Here is an 18536-nt window from a genome sequence, read left to right on the forward strand (position 1 = left end):
GTTGCCTCAGCCGCATTTGCCAGGCTGCACATGCGGAAGCAGGTCGGAAACCTGCTGGGCGCCCTCCATTTATCGCAAATCGATTGCCTTGCGCCCTCTCCCGCGCGAAGGAAGGCGACTGATAAAGAGGGGCGCATTCATGAAGCTTGGATCCTGTGCGTTGGCGCTTGCGATAGGTGCGGCCCTTCTGCCCGTGACGGCGCATGCGGACGACCCCAATGATCCGACGATGCGCAGCGCCGCAGCACGCGCACGCGACAGCGCGATCATCAGAAGGATGAATCAGCAGCAGCTCGCCTATGTCCGTCAGCGCGACGCCAGGATCATGCGTAACTACCGCCAGGCACAAGGCGATCGCGACAGCTATGCCGACGCCCGCGGCGAATATGCGCAGAGAATGGCGGAATGGCGCCGGGCCGTCGCGGCCTGCAATGCCGGGCGCTGGGAATATTGCACCGACTAACCCAATTGCCCGGTACAACATTGAAAAATAAGCTATTTTTCTGCCGCCCCTGTCGTAGTTTCCAACAAAATTCCAACAGTTGCGGCAAGCGACACTCTGGAACGCTATGGAACGAATGTCAAACGGGCGTGGATGGGGCAATCCACGTCCGATCTGAAAGCAACGCGCATCGCCTTTTACAGGGAGGCTCCAATCTGCCGCGAGGAAGCCGTGGGAGGCTGTTATCTACGCGAAGAGTACACAAACCAAAGTCACCTATAAGCTCTGTAAATGTCACTCTCGCTGTCGGCCGTGCCGAACCGTTCGAAGTGCGAACGCTAGCGAGGTCCGAAAATAACCAAATGTGACTTCCTGAATTTTCGTTCCCGCAATGGCGAGGCGACGAACGCCTGTCGCTGGGTCAACATGATCGAGGCGATGCTTCGCGAATATCGCATTTGTCGCCAGCGGGTAGGGCTGTGATAAATGCCCACTGCCCGCCAGAAATCCTTTACGTCGTGGAGCGCTGAGAGAAATATCCAGCGGGCCGCATCGACATTGAAGCACGGATCATCCCGCAGCCACGACTTGATCTGCGATTCGCTCCGCCCGATCATTCGGGCGATTCGAGGAACCCACCAACTGTTGACCTGCATCGGCCCCAGGTCGACGGAACCATCCCTATTCCTGACTTCTGCACCAATCCATCCCCCCTCCCGCTTCCTCAAGGCCCGCAGGGTTTGGGCAAGCCATGGCCGGCCGGAAGCTGCCCGATGGATGCATTGATTGATCGCCTTCTCCGCCGCCAGCATGTCCAGGTCCCTCGCCTCACCATAAGCTGGCGCTGCCTGAACGATCAGCGTGGAAGCGAAGCCGCCGGCCAGAAGCGTTGCACAACACCGCCCGATCATCGGTCGCGCCCTCGGTCCCTGCGCACCTCGGTCGTCCGATCCGGCTGTTTGGGCTGGGAGATTTCCGGCTGCGGCTGGTTCCGAAGCATGCGCTCGATGAGCGCCGTGAGGGTTTCCGTTGCGCGAAGCCCTGCGCCGGCCAGACCCTTGGGCTCGCTCCCTCGATTACGGTTTCTGCGTTCGGTGCGCAGAAGGGCCAGTTCACGCCGCTGCACGTCATAGAGGTCGTGTTCTTTCTGAATGCGGGCGGCTTCCCTTTCGAGCCGTGCTTCCGTTCCGCTTCGCTTGATCAGGTCCAGCCCTTCCAGGGACGAGGTCTTCTGGCCGGAATTGCGCTTCAATTTCTCCGCGAGGTCCGCCCGGTTCTCGGTCCAGAGCGTCACGCTAAATTCGGCACGAGTGATCGCGGTGTAGAAATTTTGCCCCGTCACCAGCGGGGAGTCGACGGGAGCGAGAACAAAGACCCGCGGGTAGGTTTTCGACTGCGAGGAGTAGACCGTCTCCGCATAGCCGTGATCCCAGGTCTTGTATTTCGAGAAGTCGATCTCCTGTCGTTCGCCCGTTCGATCCCATCGGATCGTGGCCCGCTCGTTCTCTATGCGCTCGACCGTGCCCCGCTCGGCATTTTTCAGTCCCAGCTCCTTCGTCGCCAGGCGCCATTGGATTCGATCACCCTTTGCGAGGCCCCGGTCCTGTACGTTGAAGACGCTGACCATGGAAGCGCGCGTTCGGCGGGGGTCCCAAAGGATGATTCGGCCCTGCTGATCTTCCAGCCTGACGACCTCGCGTCCACTCTCCTGTCGCCCGAAACCGACGACCGCATATTCCGCCTGCCGGGCGATCCCCAACTGATCAACATCACGGTTGAACATGACGACCTGGCCCTTGGAATAGAGGCGTGCCATTCGACGCTCCTCACTCGTCAGACCCGCCGGCGCGAGGATTTTCAACGACACTTCCTGAATGGCGATGACACCTTCCTTCTGGAGCCCGCGCCGGACATTTGCGTTGACCGTGATCCGGGTCGCATTGTCGAGAACAAGGATGTTCGTCGCGGCGCGCGTTTCGGGGGCCAGTTGCATCCATTGATCGACGAGATTTTTCGCAAGCTTGCTCGCTTTGTCCCCGCTCACGACGCCGTCCAGAAAGCCGATCGCCCGCGCATATTCTCCAAGGCGCGCCTTCATGACCGCCTTCATCATCTTCTGATTGTTTTGCTGCCGCAGCGATTCGGAGAGCTCCGCCTTTGGCAATCCAAGCTGCTGAAGAAGCCAGAATGCCTTCCCTTGTTCGATCGCGCCTGTCTGCTTGTTGTCGCCGAGGAAGAGAATCCGAGCGCCGGTATGCCCTCGTCATGTTCAGCCGGACAAGCTGTGGCTATTGCCGCGTGCAGTGGCCGATCGCCCAGCGCTTCCAGGAGGAGTTTGGCTGGCAGGTGATCCGCCAGGATCTCGATACCCATCCTGAGCTGGGTCAACGATTCGGCGTCGAGGTGACGCCAACGACCATGGTCATCAAGCGCGACAGTCAGCAGCGGATGATCATCGCCAGCGGGGTGGAGGCATATCCCAATCTCTCGGCAATGGCCTATCAGGCGGTGCGGCTATTGAACGGCGACATCCGGCCCGAGCAGTTCATGACGGGCGCAGGCGAGGAAGGTGGCTTCTTCGACGCGCTAGCCAATGGTCCGGTTTCCGCCAGCGCGGCTGATGATGCGCCCGGCGCCACCGAACAACGGGCTGACCGGTAATGAGCGCGCCCTTCCCTTTGAACTCCACTCCATGGGCTGAGCGCATATCCCTCTCAATCGGGATGGGCGGCGTTATGCCCTGTGGCCTGCAGAAGCTTCACAGCCTTTTTGTCAAAGCTCATGAAGACATCGGCGCCCAGCCACTGGCCATCATGCGCGATGACGCCATCGGCAAAGTCGCCGCCAGCATCGAGCAGGGCCAGGCCGGCCTCTGCCGCTCCCCGATCCATGACGACATTGCCGGCGTTCAGCAGCAGCCGAACAGAGTTCGCAATCTCCGCAGAGCTCAATTTGTAGCCGACCTTGAGAACCCAGCAGAACTCGCAAAGTGCCGAAAGCGGCACAGCGACCAGTTCCGCGCTCGACACGAGCTTACGAGCAATTGGTCCTTGTTTCGCATCATCCTGCGTGGCCGCGCGAACCAGAATGTTGGTGTCCGCCGTGACCTTCACAGCTCTCCGGCCCAGCCTTTGCCGATGATCTCGTTCATTTCTTCGATCGAAAGAGACCGCTGCCCTTCCCGCTTCAGCGATCCGCAGAAATCGGCAATGCTTCCCGAAGGCCGCTCGGCCCGGATCCGGATTTCGCCTCCCGGCATCTTGTCGATGCTGAGCTTGTCGCCGGGATGGATACCCATATGCTGGAGCAAATCCCTCTTAAGCGTGATTTGTCCTTTGGCGGTGACGGTAAGCGCGTTCATCCGGATAATCCTTTCAATCTGTCATGTAATGGAAACTTCCATTACATTCAAGCCGCGAGGGCTCATGGCATTCCTTCCCCTCGCGCTGCTGACCGTGTCCACGTACGCAAATGCCGCGGGGAATGACAAGGCCAAGGCTGAGCGCGCAGCGATCCATCCTGTCACGACACCCCGCGAACTGAGCGCCTGGCTGGCAAGGGTTCCTCGCACGCGAGATTTTCCCGCGGATCTCGACCCGACCTTGCGCGCGGAGGGCGGAACTTTTGTCGTCGAGATGAGCTCGGCTCCCGGCTGCCTACCTTGCGGCGATCTTTGGACGCGCCTCCTCCGCTTCGGCCGCAGCTATGGCTGGCAGGTCCGCACCATTTCCTCCAGTGAAGCGCTGCTACGTTCCGGACGGCTTGGGCTTCCATGGGTTTCCGCCAACTATGCCGGCCTCCTTCGTCAGCGCGACCAGGATGCCCGCAACGCCGCCGGCGTCGCCGCCAGTCGCAATCGCTGAAGGGAAAGGCTGACCCATGCATACTATAATGCGCCCTGCCCTTGCGTCCCGGCTGACCAGCACGCTGGCAGCGGCCCTTGCCGCCCTCCCCTCGCCTGCCCTGGCGCTGGAGGCGAGCTATCACAGCTATGACGGCTTTGAGGAAACGGTCGATGCCTTCCGCCTCGTCTCGATGATCTTTGCCGAACTGGCTGCCCATCCGCTGCGCGTCGGCCTGTCGATGGAAGCCGAGATCGACGTCTCGGGGAAGGAATAGGTGACGCCATGACTGCCAACGCATCTACTCCGGCACCGCTCAGCGGCACCACCTTGATACTTGCCGGGGTGGTGCTGGCGGTGACCAATTTCATGGTCGTGCTCGACACGACGATCGCCAACGTTTCGGTCGCCCATATGCGCTCGCCTATCCCGACGAGGTGCAGCGGTTGGCGCTGTTCGATGCCGGCATTCCCGGCGTGACTTTGCCGGATCTGCTGCCCGCCGCGCCGGACCGTGCGTGGAAGACGTGGCACTTCGCCTTCCACACCGTCCCCGATTTGCCGGAGGCGCTAATCACCGGGCGCGAGCGGGAATATCTCGACTGGTTCCTGCGTCGCAAGGTCGCCGATCCACGCAGTATCGGCGATGCCGATCTTGACGAATATGTCAGGATCTTCACGCTTCCCGGCGCACTCAGGGCGGGCTTGGCCTATTATCGCGAGGTCGGTGTGTCCGCCGAGCAGAACCGGGCGCTCGTACGAGACGGCAAGCTGACCATGCCGGTGCTCGCGGTCAGCGCGGACCAAGGGTCCATCCCAGACATGGCGGCGCCGCTCCGAGCTTATGCCGATGACGTGCGGGGTGAGACCGTGGCTGACAGCGGGCACTTCATTCCCGAAGAGCAACCCGAGGCGGTTGCCGCGCTCCTCGCCTCCTTCTTTCAGGGGCGCGCCGAAGCCGGTTGCCCGATCGGCGCTTAGTGCCTGTGGAAGGCTCGCGTCCTTAATCTGCCCCCCCTTTCATGCTGACGGCGTTTGACCGCGCTAAACCTGCGCCATACCACCGTCGACCGGCAGTTCGGTGCCCGTGATGAAACTGCTTTCCTCGCTGGCGAAGAACAGCGCAGCTGAAGCAACCTCGCTGGCCCGGGCCATGTGCCCAAGCGGGATCAGCTTTGTCAGGGTGTCACGCACTTCGTCGGAAGCCGCCGCCATCATGGCCGTGTCGGTCGGTCCTGGCGCCACGACGTTGACGCGGATTTTGCGGGGGGCGAGTTCGTTGGCCCAGGTACGCGCGAACGAGCGTACCGCCGCCTTAGTCGCACCGTAGACCCCATACCCCTTGGTGCCGATTCCATCAGCAATCGAACCCACCAACACCACCGAGCCGCCATCCGGCATGATCGCGGTCGCGGCCTTGGTGGCGAACAGCAGCGCACGCACGTTGAGGCCGAACGTCCGGTCGAAGTGATCCTCGCTGACCTCGTCCAGGGTCGCGAACTCGGAGATCCCCGCGTTCACGGCCAGGACATCCACCCGGCCCGCCTCGTGCCGCACCGCCTCAAAGAAGGCGCCCAACTCGGCCAGATCGGAAGCATCGACGCGGCGCGGTCTCGGCACGCCAGCCCCATGCGCCGTCTCCCCTTCCGCCGCGCGCCGGCTTGTGGCGTAGACTGTGGCGCCTTCCGCCGCGAAGCGCTCGGCAATGGCGCCGCCAATGCCTTCATGGCCGCCGATGACGACTGCGATCTTGTTTGAAAGGCTACCCATGATTCCTCACGTCATTGATGATGACGCGTAGATATATTCGCTATATCTACGCGCAAGAACGCACCGAGGAGTGACTAGATATGGCTGTGTATACTCGCGACCCCTGCGCTATCGAACTGCCGCTGGATGTGACCGCGACGCGACCGATTCTCGAACAGATCGCCAATAAGTGGACGGTGCTGATCCTCAGCGTGCTGTGTACGCAACCGGCGCGGTTCAATGACCTTAAGCGCCGACTCGACGGAATCACCCACAAGGCGCTGTCAGATGCGTTGAAACGGCTGGAGCGCGACGGCTTGATCAGCCGCAAAATCCTGCCGACGCAGCCGATCGGCGTCGAATATGCCATCACCGCGCTCGGGGCCTCTCTGCGGGAGCCTTTCGCCGCGCTCTACAACTGGTCGCTCGTCCACGGCACCGCGCTGGCTAATGCCCAAGCGGCCTATGATGCATCGAGAAAGGGCGACGGCCTGTCGGCAGCGGCATGAGCGAGTGGGGCTGAGGCTTTCACTTGCCGATGTAAGCGGCCAGCTCGTCAGGCGTCCCGTTCGGAAAGGCACGCCTGAGATGATCGAGGAAGGCCGAGACCCGCGCGCTCAGCAGCCGCCTGGTCGGATACAGCGTCCATAGCGCGATATCGGGTGTATCCGCGTCACCCCAATGGTTGAGCGTACCGTCGGCGATATCGTGACTGACCAGCGAAATCGGCAAGCGCGCGGCGCCAACGCCGCTGCGCACCGCATCGCGGATCATGATGAGCGAGGACAGGCTCAACACCGGTTCGATGGCGATGCTCGCGGGCCCCGAGGACGACTTGACCCGCCACGCTGCGGCGTCGGCCGGCGTGCGCACGACTGCGGGCACGGCTGCGCCCCCGACCGGCGGCGTCAGTCCCGGCGGGGCGACCACCACCAGACGGTCACGCAAGAAGGCGCGGCCGACCAGAGTCTCGTCGGCGTCGGGGTTCACGCGGATCACGAGGTCGAACCCTTCCTCGATCATGTCGACCGCGCGATCCTCGGTCGTCACCTCAAGCCGGACGTCAGGGAAGCGCCGCGCGAAGTCGGCGGCTAACTTGCCCATCGCGGTCTGACAGAACAGAAGCGGCGCGCTGATCCGCAGCCGCCCGCGCGGGCGCTCGCCACCCGAGGCGATGGCCGCTGCGGTTTCCTCCAACTCGCTAAGAAGCCTGCCGGCACGCTCGAAGAGCGCCCGCCCTTCTTCGGTCAGCTTGAGGTCCCTTGCGCCGCGTTCGAACAGGCGCAGGTTGAGCCTCGCCTCCAGTTCGGCGACGCGCCGGGACAAGGTGGCCTTCGGCCGTCCGGCGGCGCGCGCGGCTTTTCCGAAGCCCCCGTACCGGGCCACCAGGTTGAAATCGGCGAGGGCTAGCAGATCCATACTGTTCCACCATAGAGACGGACAGTCTAAACATAGCATCTATTTGCAGGAATATGGATCGATCATTTTCGGAACTGCCAACCGGCTCAACCGAAAAGGAGTGACCCTCATGACCATTCTCGTAACTGGCGCGACCGGCAATGTCGGACGTAATGTCGTCGATCAGCTTGTCCGCCGCGGCGCCAACGTGCGCGCCCTTGTCCGCGATCCCGCGAAAGCCGGCCTGCCGGCAGATGTCGAACTGGCGAAGGGCGATCTGCTCGACGTCGATGCGCTCCGCTCGGCCATGTCGGGCGTCTCTACGCTGTTCCTGCTCAACGGCGTCGTCGCGGATGAATTCACGCAGGCGCTGATCGCGCTGAACGTCGCCCGAGACGCCGGGGTCGAGCGGGTCGTCTATCTCTCGGTCATCCACAGCGATGTCTATGTCAACGTGCCGCACTTCGCCGGCAAGTTCGGCGTCGAGCGAATGATCGAGGCCATGGGCTTTAGCGCCACCATCCTGCGCCCGGCCTATTTCATGGAAAACGAAGCCACCATCAAGGACGTGGTATCGAGCTATGGCATCTATCCGGTGCCGATCGGCGACAAGGGCCTCGCCATGATCGATGCGCGCGATATCGGCGAGATCGCCGCGATCGAGCTCATCCGCCGCGAGCAATCGCCCGAGTCGCTGCCGCTGACCCGCATGAACCTGATCGGGCCCGATACCCTGACCGGCGCCGATGCCGCCGCGATCTGGTCCGACGTGCTTGGCCGTCCGATCGCCTTCCCGGGCAACGACACGGCCGGCTTCGAGCAGAACCTTCGCCAGTTCATGCCCGCGTGGATGGCCTATGACATGCGCCAGATGGCCGAGCGCTTCCAGACCGACGGCATGGTTCCCGAAGCGGGCGACGTCGAGCGCCTGACAGCGCTGCTCGGCCGCCCCTTGCGGACCTATCGCGATCATGTGGCCGAGCTCGTCGGCTGTACTGAGTGGTCGGGGCGACGAGCTCATAGAACTCGCCAAGACCAATCTTCGATAACCGTGATCGGCAGATGGTCGCTTCATCTGGAAGCGCCCAGGTGCGATCAGAGCATGGGGTTAAAGCGGACGGGCAGCTTCAATCGGTTCGGTACCAAGACCGGACCGAGCAGTTTCCCACCACAGTTGCGCGTTACGCGCCGGTGATCGATCCAGGTGGTAATGACCGCTTCCGTAAGAAGCCGCCGTCGCCACGAAGCTCAGGGAATGGCGGCTTTGTCCGACATTGCAGCCACGAGCACGAGCTGATTTTATGTCCGCTTTCGGTAGATCGGCCCAGATGCTTCCACGACCGAAGTGGGGCGCTTTGCCGACCTTCTGCTTTCCCCTCAGCGATAGGCAGGTTTTGGTTTGATGCGACATTCACTGCTGCAAGCCTGAGCGACCGGGTCTGGTCGGCAGTCGCCAACATAGCCGACCTTCATGGCCCCGAAGACGATTGCCGTTGGTTCATTCAGCCTAGCCGGGGCTATTCGTGTTCATCTGTAGGGCGACAGCCAAAGTGACCGCAATGGGCGCTGGAAGTCTGGTTTCTGGAGGCAGCTGCCCATTCAGCGCTGGTCATCCGGCGGTAGATGGATTCGACCTGCCGGATCCTGTCTGCGAATTGCGCGTTTGGAATAACGATAAAGGAGGAGGCTCCTGTGATGATCCATCACGTATCGCTCGGCACCAACGACGCTGATCGCGCAATCCGCTTCTACGATCCAGTGCTCGCGGTAATTGGAATGTCGCGCCGGAGCCTGAAGGGTGGGTCGGTTGGATATGGCAGCGCCGCACACGAATATCTTTTCGCTCTGGAGAAGCCTGTCGATGGTAAGCCGGCGACCGTTGGTAACGGTGTGCACATCGCGTTGGCCGCTGCTCGTCGGACGGTTTACCGGGTCGCTCTCGCCAATGGTGGCACAGACGGCGGCGCACCTGCCCTACGGCCTGAATACGATGGCAATTATTACGGAGCCTTCGTTCACGATCTCGATGGCAACAAGATTGAGGTCGTCACCTACTCGGCAAGCTAGCCATGGCCCGGGGTCGCCGACATAGCGGTCGTTCTCGGGGTCAGCAGCACTCGTGATACCTGCGGGTCGTACATATGGTGAACCGGCTTCCCAGAAATATCAGGAAGCCGGAAATTTCAAATTTCAGTCCGTTCGGACAGCGTCAGAGCATCATCGACATCTACGCCGAGGTATCTGACTGTATTTTCGATGTTGGTATGGCCAAGCAGGATTTGCACAGCGCGGAGATTGCCTGTGGTTTTATAGATCAGCGCCGCCTTGGTCCGTCGCATCGAGTGCGTGCCATACTCTCGTCTGTCGAGGCCGATCGTCGAGACCCATTCGTCGACGAGACGCGCATATTGCCGTGTGCTCAAATGACCAAGGTAATCGATCCTGCTTGGGAATACGAAGTCGCGGATCGTCCCGCCGCGCCGATCAAGCCATGCTTTGAGGCTCTTACGTGCCTCGGTCATGATCTCGAATTGCACCGGACGACCGGTCTTTTGCTGGATAACCGTCGCGCGATCGCGAAATGACCCTGCGCTCATCAGGTCGCCTATCCTGATCTTGACCAGGTCGCAGCCACGCAATTTGCTGTCAATCGCAAGATCGAACAGGGCCCGGTCGCGCAGGCGCCTGTGTTCGTCTAGATAGAAACGGATTGCCCAGATATCGCGCGGCTTCAGAGGGCGCTTCGGCCCCACATTCTGCCCTGCATTCCAAGGGCGCCGATCATGTATGGCGGGGTCGAGGTCCGAATGTCCCATGATAGTTCTCCGATAGCCGGAATTGGCCGATCGGAAGGTATCGGAACGTTGCTATGTTCGGCGACTGGAGCCTCGCGGCATCTTGCCAAATTTTGCCAAACCTCCTATATCATAGTCCATGTCGACGATGAACATCTCGCTTCCGGATGCGCTCAAGGCGTTTGTTGACCAGCAGGTCAACATGCGTGGTTATGGCACGAGCAGTGAGTATGTGCGGGAATTGATCCGTAAGGACCAGGACATTCAGCGCCTTCGTGAAATGCTCTTGGACGGCGGCAGTTCTGAAGCCTCAGCACCGGCCGATGCCGGATATTTTCAAGGCCTTCGTGACCGTGTGGCGCAACGCGCCGGGTAGTGACTGCAAAACCGATCATACCGCGCGCCAAAGCGCGGGCGGATGTCGACCTTGCGGTCGAACATTACGCTGATGTAGCCGGCGCTGATGCCGCCTTCGGCTTCATTGATGCACTTGAACAGGCCTATACTTTCATCGGGGAAATGCCGGCGGCAGGCTCTCCGCGATGGTCTCACGAGCTGAACTTACCCGGGTTGAGAACCATAGGGCTTAAAGGATTTCCTTGGCTAGTTTTCTACCTTGAATTCGAGACCCATGTGGATGTCTGGCGCGTGCTTCATGCCAAGCGGGACATGCCAGCTTGGTTGGTCGATGTAGACGATTAAACCGCCAACATAGCCGTCGTTCGCGGCGGTTCGCCTGAGCGTCGAAACCGGCCGTTCATTCACGCGGCGAGTTATGGCGCCTTCTGGGCGGACAGCCGACGGGCCGCTTTTGGAACTCGAACTGCGAAATCGGACATTGCATTCGATCGCACGAACGGCCGCATCTGGGCCGACCGGGTACTTACAGGTTGGGAAGGCAGCTGGGAAAATCAGCCGCTGCGCGCTTATCCTTCGCAGAACGAAGCCGCTGAACCAATACATCCAGCAGCCCGTCCAGTCCCCCGATAGACGTTCGGGTCTTTCATTAATTGAGATGGCCCTTCCGTAGCGGTTCACGCCTGCGCCTTGACGGGCAACCGAAATGGTGCGCCAAGGCGATTGAAGGCATTCATTGCCGCAATGGCGATGGTGAGATCCACGAGGTCCTTCGGTTCAAATACCGCCGAAGCAGCTGCATATGCTTCGTCCGAAGCATGTGTTTCGCTGACGAGCGTAACCTCCTCGGCCCAAGCCAGCGCGGCGCGGTATTGCTCCGGAAAAAGATGCGGAACTTCCGCCCAGACCGGGATCAAGGCAACTTTGTCGACCGGCATCGTCTTGAGTAGGTCGCGCGTGTGGAGGTCGATGCAATGCGCGCAGCCATTGATTTGCGAAACCCGCAGGAACACGAGATGTATAAGTTCCTCCGGCAGGTTGGTGCCGGTTGTCACGTAGTGATGGATACCGAACAACGCCTTCGCGCCCTGTGGCGCGATCTCGTGCCAGATCAGCCGTTTCGTTTCGCTCATCATCATGTCCTTGGCCTGTGGCGCCATTCAGCGGCGCTCGCGGACTTGACGAGGCAAGACGGGCAAGTGTGACATCTTCGGAGAAATTTTTCGTGAATGGCCGGGTTTATGTCACAACCGGGCACGCTGCATCGTCTTGTACACATGACCATGAAGGAGACATTGGTGTCGACGCGCGCCGGCGGAAATGCCGCCGACCGACGGACGGCGAGACGTGAACAGCGCATCTCCGGATATGAGGCCGAACGCAATCGATTGCATCGGCTCGCATACCGAATGCTCGGCTCCCACAGCGATGCCGAGGATGTTATGCAAGATGCCTGGCTGCGCTGGGAAGGGATCGAAGATGATATCGACTTCCCTACGACCTATCTGACCCGGATTGTCACCCGCTTGTGCCTCGACCGCAAGAAATCGGCGCGCGCACAACGCGAGACCTATATAGGTCCGTGGCTACCCGATCCGCTGATCGGGTCCGTCGAGCCGGACGAAACAATCGCCGACGACATAACTGTCACGCTTATGCTGGCGATGGAGCGCCTGTCGCCGCTGGAGCGGGCGGCCTTCCTTCTTCATGACGTGTTCGACGTGGCATTGCCCGAGGTGGCCATAACCCTGGGTCGAGAGCCTGCCGCCGTCCGTCAACTCGCTTCACGAGCCCGCAAACATGTTCAGGCTGCGCGACCGAGGTTCGCCGTTGAGCCTGCCGAAGCAGACAGGCTTGCACGCGCCTTTTTCACCGCCGCGCGGGATGGAGATACGACCCGACTTTCGAAAATCCTGGCGGAGGACGTCGAGATTCATACCGATGGCGGTGGTAAGGTACTCGCTTTCCGCAATGTCGTGCGGGGGATCGAGTTTGCGCTGCGTGTCTTTGCCGGAGTACGTCGCAAGAACGCGCCACCGCCCAGATTGCTTCGCACCGTAATGATCGATGGCTTGCCCGGCTACATCAGCCGCAATCAGGGCGGCGCACTGCAAACGACGGCACTCGACCTGCAGGACGGCAAAATCGTCGCGATCTACATAGTTAAGAACCCCGATAAGCTTGCCCACATTTCGTCCACAATCCAAACCAGCCACGCTTGAAAGGTGATGGTCGTACACGTTCTACGGTTGGCCGCACCAGGGCACCACTTAGAGCAGGATGAACGAGTATCAGTTTAGGACATGTCGGCCCAAGCTGAGCGACTGGGATTGGGGCTCATAGCAGCTGACGAGCTGAAGGCGTTGCTGATCGACTGCTAACGACGTCCTTGCGGGCGTTCATACGGGTGCGATTTCCAGCCCGATCTTCTTCCTGAAAGCGCCCGGCGTCTGGCCGGTTTCCTTTTTGAACGCGCGATTGAACGCTGCCGGCGACTCATAGCCGATGCTGCGGGAGACCTCCGCCAGAGCTGTGCCACGCCTCTGGATCATCCGCGTCGCCCGATATATGCGCCAGTGGGTCAGATACTCCAACGGCGTACGGCCGACCACGACCTTGAACCGGGCCGCAAACGCTGATCGCGACATTCCCGCTTCCCGCGCGAGAGCTTCGACAGTCCAATCCCGCCCGGGCTCCGCATGAACGGCCTTTATGGCCTGCGCCAGATTGCGGTCGGCGAGCGCCGCCAGCCATCCGTGCGTGGGACCGCCAGGCTGCGACGCGAGCGCGCGTATGGCATGGACGAACAGCAGCTCGAAGAGCCGGCTCGTGACCGCCTCGGAGCCAAGACCCGGCGCCTCGGTCTCCGCTGCAAGCAGCTCGAGGACTGACTGGAAGGCAAGCGACCGGTTCTGATCGAGCTTTAGATGAAGCAGCTTCGGCAACACGGCGAGAAGCGGCTGGGCATCGAGCGCGTCGATCTCGAAAGCGCCGCTCACAAAGGTGGTGAGCGCGCCCCCGCCGCCTAGCTCTATCCGATGCCCCACGCGCAGCTTCTCCACGTCGACACAGTCGATCATCTGCGAGCCTTCATGGTCGAACAGGCGATAGGGCTCGTCATCTAGCATGATGAAGACATCGCCGCCGCGCAGCGGGATCGGTTCGGCATTGTTCCCCGAAATCAGGATTCCCGATCCTCGCACCACGAGCACGAACTTCACGGCCTGCTCGCCTTTGGACATGAAGCCCCAGGGCGCGGTCGCATCGAGCCGCGTGAAGCCCGCCTTGCGAATGCGCATTTGCGTGAAGATCTCTGTCAGAGGGTCCATGATCAGCCATCCTTCTGGACGATAGAGCAACAAATATGGCGGTCTGATATCTATACGTTTCTACTCCTTGGCGCAATATCAGTCACAGAAAGGAGACCGGCGATGGATACCGCCATAGACAATATCGAGCAGGTTCGGCGCGCCAAGGCGCGCTACGCCCGCTTCCTCGACACCAAGGATTGGGACGGTTTCGCCGACCTCTTCGAGCCGGCGGTCGAGGTGCGCATGTTCGATCCGGCGGGGAACCTGGTCGTTTCCCACGACGACCGCGACAGCTTCGTGGCTGCGGCCCGGGCCGGGCTCGAAGGCGGGCAGTCGATCCACCAGATGCACAACGACGAAATAGATCAGATCTCCGATACCGAGATTTCCGCGACTTGGTCGATGGAGGACATGATCATCTTCCGCCCGGGGTCGGAAGGGCCGCGCCGGATGCACGGCTATGGGCACTATCACGAGCTCTGGCGCCTGGGGACCGACGGCTGGCGGATCACGCGTCTCGAGCTTCGCCGCACCATCCTCGAGTTCACGGAATAGGAGGCGGCGATGAGCGAGAACTCGAACAAGGTCGCTACGATGCAAGCGCTGGTCATGGCGCGCGCCGGAGGGCCCGAAGTGCTCGAGCTGCGAGAGATCGCAAGGCCGCGCATACTGGCCGATACCGACATTCTCGTCCGCGTGATGGCGGCAGGCATCAACCCCGCAGACTGGCAGAGCCGCAGGAACGGTGCAGTGTACGGCGACGGAGCGATCGACGCCTTCACGATCCTCGGAATCGACGGGACGGGCGTCGTCGATGCCGTCGGCGCCGCCATCAAGCACCTCCAGCCGGGCGATGCGGTCTGGTATGTCGACGGTGGCTATGCCGGCAAGTTCGGCAGCTATGCCGAGTACAAGGTGCTGAACGGGCACTATGCGGCCCGGATGCCGGCCAGCCTCGACTTCCTTGAGGCGGCCGCGCTGCCGACCGTCGCGCTGACCGCGTGGCAGGCTGTGTTCGACAAGGCCGACATCCACCCCGGCGACTTCGTGCTGGTCCAGGGCGGCGCAGGCGGGCTCGGACACATCGCGATCCAGTATCTCCGCGCGCTGGGCGCGCGGATCGCGGCGAGGCGCTGGCCGGCAACCGCGCGCGGTTCTTCCGCGACGTTGCCTCGGGGCCGTTCTACGGCTTCAACCGCCCCGGGGCGGACGTCTCGCAGGCGATCATCGACAACTGGTGGCGCCAGGGCATGATGGGCAGCGCGCTCGCCCAATACCAGGGCATCAAGGCATTCTCCGAGACCGACCAGACCGAGGACCTGACGGCGATCGACGTTCCGATCCTCGTCGTGCAGGGTGACGACGACCAGGTGGTGCCTTATTCCGCCGCGGCGCTGAAACAGATCGGGCTGCTCCGCAACGGCACGCTGAAGATCTACGAGGGCTACCCGCACGGGATGCTGACGACGCATGCCGACCTCATCAATCCCGACCTGCTCGCCTTCGTGAAGGCGTAGCTCGGCCGCTCGCGCGCAGCGGACGGGGAGTGGCTCCGCGGGTCCTCCGCCTGAAAGGAAACCATCATGACTGCTCGAACCTGGTTCATCACCGGCGCCTCCAGCGGCCTTGGCGCGGCGATCGCGAGAGCTGCGCTGCGCGCCGGCCATCGCGTCGCTGCGACAGCCCGCGACAACACCCGTCTTGCGAAGCTGACCGAGACCGCGCCCGAGCGGGTGCTGGCGTTGTCGATGGACCTGACCGCTCCGGACCAGATCGAAGGGGCCATTGCGGCAGCCGAGGCGTGGCATGGCGGCATCGACGTCCTCGTGAACAATGCTGCGCTGGGCTATCTCGCGGCGATCGAGGAAGGGGAGGATGCTAAGATCCGCACGCTCTTCGAAACCAATGTCCTAGGGGCAGCACACGCCATCCGCGCCGCTCTCCCGGGAATGCGGGACCGGGGCAGAGGCGCTATCATCAACGTGTCGTCGTTCAACGGGGTCGTCGCAATGCCGTCGCTCGGCTACTATAGCGCCACCAAGTTTGCCCTCGAGGGGCTTACCGAAGCGCTCGCGCAAGAGGTCGCGCCGCTCGGGATCAAGGTGATGGCGATCGAGCCCGGCGGCATCCGTACGGGAATCGTCGAGCGCAACCTTCGCAGCCCCCGGATCGACGCATACGCTGAAAGCGCCCACGCGATCATCGACCTTCTGGACAACGACAAAGATTTCGCGCTGGCGCCCAGCGATCCCGACCGGATCGGCGAAATTCTGGTCGGGCTGGCAGAAGCGGGCGAGATGCCGCGACGCCTAATTCTTGGCGCGGACAGCTGGGCCGGGATCACAGCGGCGTTGGAGGGGCGGCGTGAAGAATACGAAGCTTGGAGAGATCTGTCGCACAGCACGTCTTTCGCATGACGGCGACCTGAACCACCCTGTAGAAGTACGTTGCGGAACTCCCTAGCCGTTAGGAATACGTCTGCTTTTGAGGGCATCTATGCGGGCGCTGAACGACGGCAATCAGGGCGCCAAGCTGACAGGTCGGTCCGCCGTCCGGAACGTCCGGTATCCCTATCAGCGCTCCCGAAAGGAGCCGTTCCGGATCGTCCAACGAAGCGGACATGATGACCGGCCCGAAGGCAGCAATGAGATGTCCGCTCCTGGTGAACGAAATTTGGCCGCTGAGCGGCGAGGAAGGGTCGTGACCACCTCGTCATTCGCCTTGTCGCCCGGATTGAGCGTTAGGGCACGACGACGGGGATCGCGTCCAATTTTGCAGCGCGCTTGGCGAACTTGCGGTCGAAAGTCAGAAATTCAGTGCATTGTGCGGATCGCGCAAGGTGAAGGGCGTCGGCGAAATCCATTCCCTGTTCCATCCAGTCGAGGGCTAATGCTATACGGGCAGGTTCTTCTACCAGCATTCCTGGAAGGCCGGCTAGGCCACGTAGCACGCGAGCAATTTCGTCTGGCGCGAAGCCATAACCCGCGCGCAGCACCCATTCTGCCTCCAAAAGCACTGTTACGCCGAGAAAAATTTCGTTCCCATCAACGATGCTGCGGGCTGCCTTCGCCTGTTTTTCATCGTCAGCGGTCAGCAAGCGGACGACGATGTTGGTATCAATCCCGCGCACGCCGCTTTGCTTCCTCCGATATGACCATATTCATCTCATCGATAGAGAGAGCGGGCTTTGTTGATCGTAGCGACCCAAAGACAGATTCGATATCCGTGGCGGCAAAAACAGGCGCAGCTTTCAGGAGCACGCCTTCGTCCGTTTCTTCCACAATCAGCTTGGTGCCCGCCGTCCAGTGTTTCTGTTCACGGATCGCTTTGGGCAAGATAACCTGCCCTTTAGTTGAAAGCGTGGTGGTGATCCGTTCCTGAATGCCCATGGCGGCCTCCGTCAGTAAGACAGAGGTAAGATAGCAGTGGCTGTAGTCGGTGGCAAGGAGCGGCCGGTCCGCACCTGAAGAGCAAATATGGGCAGATGAATGTCGGCACAGGGTCGGCCTATTTTGAAGCGTTATTCCTGCGGCCATCATGGCCACAGGAGACGTGTCATGGGATTATCAGAATTTGATCCCGCCGCTCGGCAGAGAGTATCATGGAACGCCGGACGCAAGCTTGGCGCGAAACGAGCGCTGAAACCCCGTTAGATTTGGGCGATCCGCTTCTTTCTCGACCAACATGGGCGCATCCGGGATCGCGCCATCTTCGATCTCGCCATCGATAGCAAGCTGCGCGGTTGGACCTGGTGAAGATCAGGATCAGCGATATCGTTTGTGATCGGAAAGTTCGCACCCGGGCCACCGTCGTTCAGCACAAGACCGGAAGGCCAGTCCAGTTTGAGCTGATGGACGATGTTCGGGCCAGCCCCCTCAAATGGCTTGAGCTACGAGGGGGATCCCTCGAGGATTTCGCCTTCCCGAGCCGCACCGACCACACGACCCACATCAGCATACGGCAATATGCCCGTCTTGTTGACGAATGGGTCACAGGAATTGGACTGCCGAGCGAGGATTACGGTACCCATTCCCTGCGGCGAACCAAGGCGTCGATCATATACAAAGCTGCTGGAAATCTCCGAGCGGTCCAGATCCTGCTGGGACATACGAAGATCGAAAGTACGGTCAGATATCTCGGGGTGGATGTAGAGGACGCACTGACATTGGCAGAGGGCACGGAAATCTGAGGTTTCCTGGCTCCTCACCGAAATCCACCATTAGGAGCTGTGACAGAAGCTAGTCAAAAATAGCAAATCCATCAAAATAGTCGTCGAGATAAATATATTCGGATTGATGGCGTGCCTAACCTGAAAAGTAATATGCCGGATTAGTCTCTATGCTCTTAGCCACCACGGCCACCGTATCCTTGACGCCGGTGCTTCAGCAAGCGCATGCGAGAGCGGGATTCTTTTACGCTCCAGAAGGGTTGCTACAATCTGTAGCTTTTCGATCAACTCTTCATGACGAACATGAGCAAAGCGGGCGGCCTGTTCAATCGTGGAAAAGACGCGACAAACAGTTTGTTGCCAAGTAGCAACATATTGCAAAAAAACGACATAGGTTGTGCGCCGCAACAGAAGTGCGATTGCCAGCCGGTAGCAGAGCAGCAACACTCCACTCCAGGGAACGACGGTCAAGGGG

25 protein-coding genes and 4 pseudogenes are annotated in these 18536 nt (G+C 61.0%); 17 read left to right on the forward strand and 12 right to left on the reverse strand.

Translation table 11 applies throughout. The annotated features are described in order from the left end of the window. Nucleotides 1-139: 139 nt before the first annotated feature. Complete coding sequence (locus EWH10_RS12070; RefSeq protein ID WP_025548408.1) at nt 140-463, forward strand: hypothetical protein; 324 nt, start codon at nt 140-142, stop codon at nt 461-463. 317 nt (nt 464-780) lie between these two features. On the opposite strand, the gene EWH10_RS12075 is transcribed toward EWH10_RS12070, so the two are convergent. Both EWH10_RS12075 and EWH10_RS12080 read right to left on the reverse strand, forming a co-directional pair. Continuing rightward, nucleotides 781-1353, reverse strand: coding sequence for a lytic transglycosylase domain-containing protein (locus EWH10_RS12075; RefSeq protein ID WP_025548409.1), 573 nt, complete (start codon nt 1351-1353; stop codon nt 781-783). After that, nucleotides 1350-2684: an AAA family ATPase gene (locus EWH10_RS12080; protein WP_083198951.1), complete on the reverse strand. Its 1335-nt coding sequence runs from the start codon at nt 2682-2684 to the stop codon at nt 1350-1352. The genes EWH10_RS12075 and EWH10_RS12080 overlap by 4 nt, the downstream gene beginning before the upstream one ends. A gap of 11 nt (nt 2685-2695) precedes the next feature. On the opposite strand from EWH10_RS12080, the pseudogene traF reads away from it, so the two are divergent. Beyond that, nucleotides 2696-3103 (forward strand): annotated as a pseudogene (gene traF / locus EWH10_RS12085) (conjugal transfer protein TraF); the annotation flags it as partial. Between the two features lie 53 nt (nt 3104-3156). Here the strand turns inward: traF and EWH10_RS12090 are convergent. Together EWH10_RS12090 and EWH10_RS12095 are read right to left on the reverse strand one after the other, a co-directional pair. Next, on the reverse strand, nt 3157-3555 hold the full coding sequence (locus tag EWH10_RS12090; RefSeq protein WP_044660699.1) for a type II toxin-antitoxin system VapC family toxin: 399 nt from the start codon (nt 3553-3555) through the stop codon (nt 3157-3159). Further along, nucleotides 3552-3803, reverse strand: coding sequence for an AbrB/MazE/SpoVT family DNA-binding domain-containing protein (locus tag EWH10_RS12095; RefSeq protein ID WP_044660700.1), 252 nt, complete (start codon nt 3801-3803; stop codon nt 3552-3554). Before EWH10_RS12095 ends, EWH10_RS12090 begins: the two co-directional genes overlap by 4 nt. A gap of 64 nt (nt 3804-3867) precedes the next feature. Between EWH10_RS12095 and EWH10_RS12100 the strand changes: the two genes are divergently transcribed. Genes EWH10_RS12100 through EWH10_RS12115 form a run of 4 tightly spaced genes read left to right on the forward strand, consistent with a single transcriptional unit; the run spans nt 3868 to nt 5264 of the window. Beyond that, nucleotides 3868-4305: a hypothetical protein gene (locus tag EWH10_RS12100; RefSeq protein WP_065846177.1), complete on the forward strand. Its 438-nt coding sequence runs from the start codon at nt 3868-3870 to the stop codon at nt 4303-4305. Nucleotides 4306-4333: 28 nt separating this feature from the next. After that, nucleotides 4334-4561: a hypothetical protein gene (locus EWH10_RS12105; RefSeq protein WP_065846178.1), complete on the forward strand. Its 228-nt coding sequence runs from the start codon at nt 4334-4336 to the stop codon at nt 4559-4561. Between the two features lie 8 nt (nt 4562-4569). Then, nucleotides 4570-4764: a hypothetical protein gene (locus EWH10_RS12110; protein ID WP_083198954.1), complete on the forward strand. Its 195-nt coding sequence runs from the start codon at nt 4570-4572 to the stop codon at nt 4762-4764. After that, nucleotides 4731-5264 (forward strand): alpha/beta fold hydrolase, encoded by a 534-nt coding sequence (locus EWH10_RS12115; protein ID WP_207212582.1) that lies wholly within the window; start codon nt 4731-4733, stop codon nt 5262-5264. Before EWH10_RS12110 ends, EWH10_RS12115 begins: the two co-directional genes overlap by 34 nt. Nucleotides 5265-5327: 63 nt before the next feature. Here EWH10_RS12115 and EWH10_RS12120 read toward each other — a convergent pair whose 3' ends face one another. Further along, a complete protein-coding gene (locus EWH10_RS12120; protein WP_065846179.1) occupies nt 5328-6053 on the reverse strand; it encodes an SDR family NAD(P)-dependent oxidoreductase in 726 nt (241 codons plus the stop codon). An 80-nt stretch (nt 6054-6133) separates the two neighbouring features. Between EWH10_RS12120 and EWH10_RS12125 the strand changes: the two genes are divergently transcribed. Next, nucleotides 6134-6541 carry a winged helix-turn-helix transcriptional regulator gene (locus EWH10_RS12125; RefSeq protein WP_065846180.1) on the forward strand — a complete coding sequence of 136 codons (408 nt, stop codon included), beginning with the start codon at nt 6134-6136 and terminating at the stop codon, nt 6539-6541. Between the two features lie 19 nt (nt 6542-6560). Here the strand turns inward: EWH10_RS12125 and EWH10_RS12130 are convergent, their stop codons facing one another. Then, complete coding sequence (locus EWH10_RS12130) at nt 6561-7451, reverse strand: LysR family transcriptional regulator (protein ID WP_065846181.1); 891 nt, start codon at nt 7449-7451, stop codon at nt 6561-6563. A gap of 109 nt (nt 7452-7560) precedes the next feature. Between EWH10_RS12130 and EWH10_RS12135 the strand changes: the two genes are divergently transcribed. Together EWH10_RS12135 and EWH10_RS12140 are read left to right on the forward strand one after the other, a co-directional pair. After that, on the forward strand, nt 7561-8625 hold the full coding sequence (locus EWH10_RS12135; RefSeq protein WP_229742574.1) for an SDR family oxidoreductase: 1065 nt from the start codon (nt 7561-7563) through the stop codon (nt 8623-8625). A 500-nt stretch (nt 8626-9125) separates the two neighbouring features. Beyond that, complete coding sequence (locus EWH10_RS12140) at nt 9126-9497, forward strand: VOC family protein (RefSeq protein WP_044660721.1); 372 nt, start codon at nt 9126-9128, stop codon at nt 9495-9497. A 116-nt stretch (nt 9498-9613) separates the two neighbouring features. Here the strand turns inward: EWH10_RS12140 and EWH10_RS12145 are convergent, their stop codons facing one another. Beyond that, on the reverse strand, nt 9614-10246 hold the full coding sequence (locus EWH10_RS12145) for a tyrosine-type recombinase/integrase (protein ID WP_044660722.1): 633 nt from the start codon (nt 10244-10246) through the stop codon (nt 9614-9616). Nucleotides 10247-10364: 118 nt separating this feature from the next. Between EWH10_RS12145 and EWH10_RS12150 the strand changes: the two genes are divergently transcribed. After that, nucleotides 10365-10601 carry a ribbon-helix-helix domain-containing protein gene (locus tag EWH10_RS12150; RefSeq protein ID WP_044660723.1) on the forward strand — a complete coding sequence of 79 codons (237 nt, stop codon included), beginning with the start codon at nt 10365-10367 and terminating at the stop codon, nt 10599-10601. Continuing rightward, nucleotides 10601-10927, forward strand: coding sequence for a type II toxin-antitoxin system RelE/ParE family toxin (locus EWH10_RS12155; RefSeq protein ID WP_044660724.1), 327 nt, complete (start codon nt 10601-10603; stop codon nt 10925-10927). Before EWH10_RS12150 ends, EWH10_RS12155 begins: the two co-directional genes overlap by 1 nt. Before the next feature lie 332 nt (nt 10928-11259). Here the strand turns inward: EWH10_RS12155 and EWH10_RS12160 are convergent, their stop codons facing one another. After that, entirely contained in the window at nt 11260-11742 is a 483-nt protein-coding gene (locus tag EWH10_RS12160; RefSeq protein ID WP_229742572.1) for a carboxymuconolactone decarboxylase family protein, read from the reverse strand. Between the two features lie 198 nt (nt 11743-11940). Here EWH10_RS12160 and EWH10_RS12165 point away from each other — a divergent pair, with 198 nt between their 5' ends. Continuing rightward, nucleotides 11941-12804: a sigma-70 family RNA polymerase sigma factor gene (locus EWH10_RS12165; protein WP_274054253.1), complete on the forward strand. Its 864-nt coding sequence runs from the start codon at nt 11941-11943 to the stop codon at nt 12802-12804. Nucleotides 12805-12981: 177 nt separating this feature from the next. Here the strand turns inward: EWH10_RS12165 and EWH10_RS12170 are convergent, their stop codons facing one another. Further along, entirely contained in the window at nt 12982-13911 is a 930-nt protein-coding gene (locus tag EWH10_RS12170; RefSeq protein ID WP_044660725.1) for an AraC family transcriptional regulator, read from the reverse strand. A 102-nt stretch (nt 13912-14013) separates the two neighbouring features. On the opposite strand from EWH10_RS12170, the gene EWH10_RS12175 reads away from it, so the two are divergent. The 4 genes and pseudogenes from EWH10_RS12175 (at nt 14014) to EWH10_RS12190 (ending at nt 16310) form a co-directional block, all read left to right on the forward strand. Next, nucleotides 14014-14448, forward strand: coding sequence for a nuclear transport factor 2 family protein (locus EWH10_RS12175; protein WP_044660726.1), 435 nt, complete (start codon nt 14014-14016; stop codon nt 14446-14448). 54 nt (nt 14449-14502) lie between these two features. Further along, nucleotides 14503-14829, forward strand: a pseudogene (locus EWH10_RS22115) (alcohol dehydrogenase catalytic domain-containing protein); the annotation flags it as partial. A 197-nt stretch (nt 14830-15026) separates the two neighbouring features. After that, a pseudogene (locus EWH10_RS12185) lies at nt 15027-15410 on the forward strand (alpha/beta fold hydrolase); the annotation flags it as partial. Between the two features lie 66 nt (nt 15411-15476). After that, nucleotides 15477-16310 (forward strand): SDR family NAD(P)-dependent oxidoreductase, encoded by an 834-nt coding sequence (locus EWH10_RS12190; RefSeq protein WP_044660729.1) that lies wholly within the window; start codon nt 15477-15479, stop codon nt 16308-16310. Between the two features lie 323 nt (nt 16311-16633). Here EWH10_RS12190 and EWH10_RS12195 read toward each other — a convergent pair whose 3' ends face one another. Then, nucleotides 16634-17023, reverse strand: coding sequence for a type II toxin-antitoxin system VapC family toxin (locus EWH10_RS12195; protein WP_065846182.1), 390 nt, complete (start codon nt 17021-17023; stop codon nt 16634-16636). Continuing rightward, nucleotides 17010-17282 (reverse strand): AbrB/MazE/SpoVT family DNA-binding domain-containing protein, encoded by a 273-nt coding sequence (locus tag EWH10_RS12200; protein ID WP_065846186.1) that lies wholly within the window; start codon nt 17280-17282, stop codon nt 17010-17012. Before EWH10_RS12200 ends, EWH10_RS12195 begins: the two co-directional genes overlap by 14 nt. Nucleotides 17283-17450: 168 nt before the next feature. Between EWH10_RS12200 and EWH10_RS12205 the strand changes: the two are divergent. Then, nucleotides 17451-18082 (forward strand): annotated as a pseudogene (locus EWH10_RS12205) (tyrosine-type recombinase/integrase). Between the two features lie 147 nt (nt 18083-18229). On the opposite strand, the gene EWH10_RS12210 reads toward EWH10_RS12205, so the two are convergent. Continuing rightward, a complete protein-coding gene (locus EWH10_RS12210; protein WP_130029988.1) occupies nt 18230-18532 on the reverse strand; it encodes a hypothetical protein in 303 nt (100 codons plus the stop codon). Between the last annotated feature and the right edge of the window lie 4 nt (nt 18533-18536).

It is taken from the genome of Sphingobium fuliginis (genome assembly GCF_004152845.1).
In the GTDB taxonomy this organism is placed as follows: Bacteria; Pseudomonadota; Alphaproteobacteria; order Sphingomonadales; family Sphingomonadaceae; genus Sphingobium; species Sphingobium fuliginis.